This is a genomic window from Frankia sp. CoWAU3, from assembly GCF_977971855.1.
Genome location: NZ_CDWWXB010000210.1, coordinates 1 through 5964 on the forward strand (window position 1 = coordinate 1; position 5964 = coordinate 5964).

Annotated in this window: 7 protein-coding genes; 3 read left to right on the forward strand and 4 right to left on the reverse strand. The window is 70.4% G+C overall.

Annotated features, from left to right (window positions below; genetic code table 11):
* Positions 1-372 (forward strand): TerD family protein (locus tag AC08ON_RS15450; protein ID WP_476617216.1); only part of this gene is annotated, 372 nt, incomplete at its 5' end.
* Between the two features lie 72 nt (positions 373-444).
* Here the strand turns inward: AC08ON_RS15450 and AC08ON_RS15455 are convergent.
* Positions 445-1053, reverse strand: coding sequence for a DsbA family protein (locus tag AC08ON_RS15455; protein WP_476608217.1), 609 nt, complete (start codon positions 1051-1053; stop codon positions 445-447).
* A gap of 55 nt (positions 1054-1108) precedes the next feature.
* Positions 1109-1483, reverse strand: coding sequence for a DUF1232 domain-containing protein (locus AC08ON_RS15460; RefSeq protein ID WP_476608218.1), 375 nt, complete (start codon positions 1481-1483; stop codon positions 1109-1111).
* A 200-nt stretch (positions 1484-1683) separates the two neighbouring features.
* Between AC08ON_RS15460 and AC08ON_RS15465 the strand changes: the two genes are divergently transcribed.
* Together AC08ON_RS15465 and AC08ON_RS15470 are read left to right on the forward strand one after the other, a co-directional pair.
* Positions 1684-2559 carry a metallophosphoesterase family protein gene (locus AC08ON_RS15465; RefSeq protein ID WP_476608219.1) on the forward strand — a complete coding sequence of 292 codons (876 nt, stop codon included), beginning with the start codon at positions 1684-1686 and terminating at the stop codon, positions 2557-2559.
* Positions 2560-2699: 140 nt separating this feature from the next.
* Complete coding sequence (locus tag AC08ON_RS15470) at positions 2700-3455, forward strand: 4'-phosphopantetheinyl transferase family protein (protein WP_476608221.1); 756 nt, start codon at positions 2700-2702, stop codon at positions 3453-3455.
* Between the two features lie 983 nt (positions 3456-4438).
* Here the strand turns inward: AC08ON_RS15470 and AC08ON_RS15475 are convergent.
* Both AC08ON_RS15475 and AC08ON_RS15480 read right to left on the reverse strand, forming a co-directional pair.
* Positions 4439-4615, reverse strand: a complete 177-nt coding sequence (locus AC08ON_RS15475; protein ID WP_476608220.1) for a FitA-like ribbon-helix-helix domain-containing protein — start codon at positions 4613-4615, stop codon at positions 4439-4441.
* 93 nt (positions 4616-4708) lie between these two features.
* Positions 4709-5821, reverse strand: coding sequence for an arginine deiminase family protein (locus AC08ON_RS15480; RefSeq protein WP_011435939.1), 1113 nt, complete (start codon positions 5819-5821; stop codon positions 4709-4711).
* Between the last annotated feature and the right edge of the window lie 143 nt (positions 5822-5964).

The window sequence follows — 5964 nt, forward strand, 5'->3', positions numbered from 1 at the left end:
AATCTCTGCGCGGCCCTGCACCGCGGTGACAACCTCACCGGTGAGGGTGCGGGCGACGACGAACAGATCGAGGTGCGTCTCGACCTGCTGTCCAGCGCAATAACGCGCATCGTCTTCCCGGTCAGCATCCACAACGCCGACTATCGACACCAGAGTTTCGGCGACGTGACCGACGCCTATATCCGGGTCGTCAACGCGTCGACCGATGACGAGCTGGTGCGGTACGACCTCACCACCGCCGCCGCGCGGGACACCTCGATGTTGTTCGGTGAGCTCTACCGGGATCAGGACGGCTGGCGCTTCCGGGCGCTCGGCCAGGGTGGGGTCAGCGGCCTGGCTGCGATCGCCCGCAGCTACGGCCTGGACGTCTGACACCGCCGGGCGGCGCGGCCGCTATCCCCGGCGCCGTGGGTGTACCGGGACGGACCGAACCGGCGTGGAAGATCAGCGTGGGATGGACGTGTGCTTGAACTCGTTCAACTCGGGCCAACCGGTCACCAGATCGACGATGCGCTCCACCGCACGGATGGAACCCGCCGGGTCGGCACCGAACGGCGCACGGTTCATCAGCCGGACGAACACGGCCTGATCACCGGCGATCCAGGTCGGCACGCCCCAGACGGTATGTGAGGCGACGTACTGCTCGTGCTCGGCGCGGACCTTGTCGAGAGCGTCATCGTCAACCCGGGCAAGCACCTCGTCGGCGGGCAGCCCCACCCCCGCGAGCGTCTCCCGGATGACCGCCCGGTCCTCCAGGTGACGGCCCTCGTCGTGACGCGCCGCGAACAGCGCCCGGTGCGCGGCGGGGAACAGATCCGGGTATTCGTCGCGGACGACGACGCCGGCCTGCAAGGCGAGGATCCCGGAGGCCTGCTCGGGCTTCTCCCAGACGCTGGGTTGCCCCTCCTCCACGTGCGCCTGCCCCAGCGAGAACGGGAGAAAGGTGACGTGCCAGTCGGCACCGGCCGCGAGACCAGTCAAAACGTGTTCATGTGCGTTGCGGGCGAACGGGCAACGGTAATCCCAGGTGATCGCGAAGGTGACAGAAGTCATGTCGCGGGCAACACCGGGGCCGGCCCCGGTGTTCCAGCCAGCCCCGGCAGCCTGCTCAGCGGGCACCGCGGCGCCGGCCTGATACCCGAGGCGGCGGAGGCTGCCGCGGCATCGGGTGGGGTGCCCGGCCGGGTGGATCGATCCCGGCCGGGTCCAGGCCCCGCCGCGCGGCGATCAGGCCACGCAGGTAGACCACGGTCGCGATGATCACGGTGATGTCGTCGATCAGGCCGATCGGCCCCAGCGGAATCTCCGGGACGGCGTCCACCGGGGAGGTGACGTAGGCGAGGCCCGCCAGGGTCGCCACGAGGCCCCGCAGCGGCAGCCGGTACTTCCGGACGGCGACCAGCGCGGCCACGGCCAGCGCCAGAACGATCACGACGAGAACCCCGAGGGCGACGAGCAGCCCGATTCCGACGCTGTCACTCATCGCTGCCCGCTGTCGTTCATCGCTGCCCGCTCCCGCAAGATCGGCCGGATCCGTCGGCTCATCGTGTCGTCCTCGAGGGATCGTCACCGATCCCTCGCGATGATTCTCGATCAGGATGCCCACCCGGCGCCATCTTGAACACAGGAACAGCATTTTCATCCGGCGGACACGCCGGTGGCCGCGCCGGTAGGCTTCGCCCTGTGTCCCGGACGGATTCCCCGGTTTCGCCCGGGCGGCTGCTGGCCGTCAGTGACGTGCATGTCGCCTACCCCGAGAACCGGCGGATGGTGGAGGACATCGCACCCGGATCATCCGACGACTGGCTGATCCTCGCCGGTGACGTCGCCGAGACGATCGCCGATATCGAGACGACGTTCAAGCAGCTCAGCGGGCGTTTCGCGAAGGTTGTCTGGGTGCCGGGGAATCACGAGCTGTGGACTCCCAAGCAGGACCCGGTGCAGCTGCGCGGCGAACAACGCTACCGGCATCTCGTGGAGATCGCCCGCGGGCTGGGCGTCGTCACCCCGGAGGACCCTTATCCGGTCTGGGAGGGCGCGGGCGGCCCGGTTGTCGTAGCGCCGTTGTTCGTGCTCTACGACTACACCTTTCGGCCCGCCGAAACGGCGACGAAGGAGGAGGCGCTGGCCCGGGCCCGGGAAAGCGGGATCGTATGCACCGACGAATGGGTGCTGCATCCGGACCCGTATCCCACCATCGACGCCTGGTGCCAGGCCCGGGTCGCGCAGACCCGGACGCGCCTCGGCGACATCGATCCGACAATGCCAACGGTGCTCGTCAACCACTGGCCGCTCGTCCGTCAGCCCACCGCGGTACTGCGGTACCCCACATTCGCGCTGTGGTGCGGCACCACGAGCACGGCTGACTGGCACACGCGGTTCCGGGCCAGCGCTGTCGTCTACGGTCATCTGCACATTCCCCGCACCACCTGGTACGACGACGTCCGCTTTGAGGAGGTCTCGATGGGCTACCCTCGGGAACGCGCGGCGTGGGGCACGTCATGGTCCGGGCTACGGCAGATCCTGCCCTTCCCCGCACCGCCGGCCCGCCGGGACTGAGCGCGATGCCAGGATCGAGTTCCACGCCGGGATCGAGATTGGCGCCGGGGGCAGGCTCGGCGCCGCCGGGAGCGCCGGCTTCGACGTCAGGAACGGCTACCGGAGTAGCGGGTACCGGAGTAAAGAGAGTGGATCCGCGCCTGCTCGCGAGCCTGCTGCCCGCCGCGGCCGTCGCCGTCGAGGCGTTTGAGGACGATCCCTCGGCCGTGCTGTTCCCCGAGGAAGCTGCGCTGCTGAGCCGCGCGGTCGACAAGAGGCGCCGCGAGTTCACCACCGCCCGGGTATGCGCGCATCGCGCGCTGGAGGGGCTCGGACTTCCGGCGGCGCCGATCCTGCCCGGTTCCCGCGGCGCACCCGGCTGGCCGGACGGAGTGGTGGGAAGCATCACCCACTGCGCCGGCTACCGGGCGGCTGCGGTGGCCCGGGCTGCGGAGGTCCACACCATCGGCATCGACGCCGAGCCGAACGAGCCCACACCCGGCGGGGTGCTGAAGGAGATCACCGTTCCCGTCGAGGCGGGCTGGCTCGCGGCCCTCACCCGCACCCGCCCGGCCGTCTGCTGGGACCGGCTGCTGTTCAGCGCCAAGGAGTCTGTCTACAAGGCGTGGTACCCGTTGGCGGAACGTTGGCTCGGCTTCGGGGACGCCGCCCTCGTGATCCACCCGGGCACCGCACCTATGGGCCCGCCGGCACCGAGCCCGGCCGCCCGGGGCACCTTCACCGCGAAACTCCTGGTGGCGGGACCACGGCTGGCCGGCGGTGAGCTGACCGGCTTCGACGGTCGTTGGCTCTCGGCCCGCGGCCTGCTGGTCACCGCGATCACCGTGCCGCACCTGGACGGCACCCCCGTGACGACGGCATCCCCCCAGACGCATCCTGCCTATCCAGAGGGATAAATCGGGCACGAAAGGCTCTGGAAAGACAAGGAACCGAATCCTGGTCAACGGCCGCCGCACGGACCCACCGGACGCGACGCTAGGCAGAGTCGTCCACGTCCACGACGATCTCCCCGCCCAGCACGAAGCCTCCGGACAGACGCAGGTCGTCACCGCTCCAGAACCGCTCCAAAACGGAAACGGCGTGCCCAGACCTCCACCGCCGCACGCAGGTCGTGCAACTGCACGCCGCGCTGATGCGTGCCCGCCCAGGACGTCCGGCAACGATTTCCCCAGCTCGGCGTGCCACATCAGCGGCGGAAGATCGTCAACGACCACCGCCATGCCGACATGGTTCACCGGGCTGTTGGCCGTCGTCTGGATCGCCCGGTCCGCCGCCGTGCGGCCGCGGAACAGCCACAGGTCGCCGGTCCGCGTCAGTTCCAGGGCATCGGCCAGGCTGATCCGCGAATCAGGCATGCCGGTAGCATGCCGCAAGCCGACACCCCGCAAGCCGACACCCCGCAAGCCGACGCTGATGGTTCGACTCCCACCCGACCGGGCTGGGGCTCGGGCTGGAGGCGAGCCGGGTCCGGTCGGAGCGTTCGCGGCCCGTTCTGGAGGTCACGGACGGTGCAGCGGAGACCCGGAACGCGGCCGAGTTTTCGGTCGGCCGTGACAAGGTCGGCGTTCAGGGTTTCCGCGAGCGCGATGTAGGCGGCGTCGTAGGGCCACATGTTGTGGCGTAGTTCCCAGATCCGGGGGAGGAGCGGGGCGTGGCCATAGCGTCGCAGGTTCATGCGACCAACGCAGTTCCAGGGCGCGTGATGCTTCGCCCTCGGGCAGCTTCACACCGCGGGCGAGGCCGCGCAGCGTCGAGGCGCATCCCAGGTCGACCGCGTGCGGCGCGGCGATCCGCTCCCGGGTGGCCAGGGCACGGACCACGTCGGCGACGTCATTCGTGCCGACCAGAAACTACACCAGCGCGGAGGTGTCCAGGACGATCATCCACGGTCCGCGCACATCCGCGCTATCGCGTCCACGACGTCGGTCGCGGTCACCGTGCCGCGGAAGTCGATCGATCGGGCCTGGTCCGCGGCTTCCTCGGCCGTGAGCGTCACCGCCTCGCCCTCCAGCAGCTGCAGCACATACTGCTGCAATGACCGGCCCGCGCGCGGCACGGACCTTGAGGATGGTGAGGGTCTCCTCCGGCACCTGGCGGACATGAATCATCACCATGCAAGCCTTTTAGTCCCACCGCAAGCGCCATGCCATCAGCGCAGCGGGACGGTGTTGAGCGCCCGGTGCAGGCTGCCGAACTGCTTGTGATGTTCGTCGAACGGCACCGCGACGGTCTGGATCCCGAACCGCGACAGCACCGGTTCGGTCCAGGGCGCACTCGCCGTGGATACCAGGGCGGCCGGCTCCGACCGGAGGACCGATTCCGGCGGCGCGAAGGCCGGCAGGAAGAACACCCCCGCGGCGAAGGCCGCGACCATGTCCGGTGCCAGCGGACAGACGGCGAGATTGATCGTTCGCAGGGCGTCGACCAGCGTCGTCTCCCGGCCGGCGACGCCGTCGCGTTCCACCACCGCCGGGGCGTGCAGCCGATCGGCGGCGACGAGGGCGATCCCCGGGCCGAGGCCGAGCCAGGAGTTCAGATGGGGCTGGCCGTCACGCCGCAGCTCGTCGCGGACCCGCACCACGTGACCGAAGCTGGCCAACAGATGCGGACGCAACAGCCCCCAGACCGCCGGGCTGGTCCGCCAACCGGTGCCGAGGACGGCCACATCGCCGCAGCTCACCAGATCCCCGCCTTCCAGGAACAGCGGCTCCGGGACGCGGACCTCGGCCGATCGGCCCCGCAACCCGCGCAGCACGGCCGCCATGACGACCGTCTCGCGGGCCCGGTCCCGACGCCGCAACCGGCCGACCGCGACCGCTTCACCGAGATCGACATAATGATCACGGGGAAACATCAACCCGGCCAGGGGACGCAGGGCGTAGCTCTCGTCCGCCTGGTCGGGACCGATCACGCCGCGGGCGGCGCCGGGGTCGAGCAGCAGCCGCGGCTGGCGCAGCACCACCGGCACCAGCGCCGGCGCCGACCAGTCGTGGAGCGCCTCGCGGGCGGCGGCCATTCGCAGGTCGTCCTCAGCGCTGACCGCGCGGACGGCGAGCTCGATCAGGACCTCCCGGGGCAGCGCCGCGAGGATCTCGGACGGGGCACAGGGACGGGCCCCGAGGTCGGCGAGCGCCGCTCGCACCGCGGCGGACTCGGCCGCGGCCCGGACCGGGTCGTAGGACGGACGGGGTGCCAGGAACACCGACGTCTCGGCCGGCTGCACCACCGTCGGATTCTGGATGAGAACCGTCGACCCGGTCATCCGGTGACCTTGGTCATCCGGTGACCTTGGTCATCCGGTGACCTTGGTCATCCGGTGACCAGGTCGCGACCGCGCCGGCCCGGCACCCCCGACACCGGCACCCCCGCCGCGACGGCGGCACCCGCCACGGCGCGCCCTCGGCC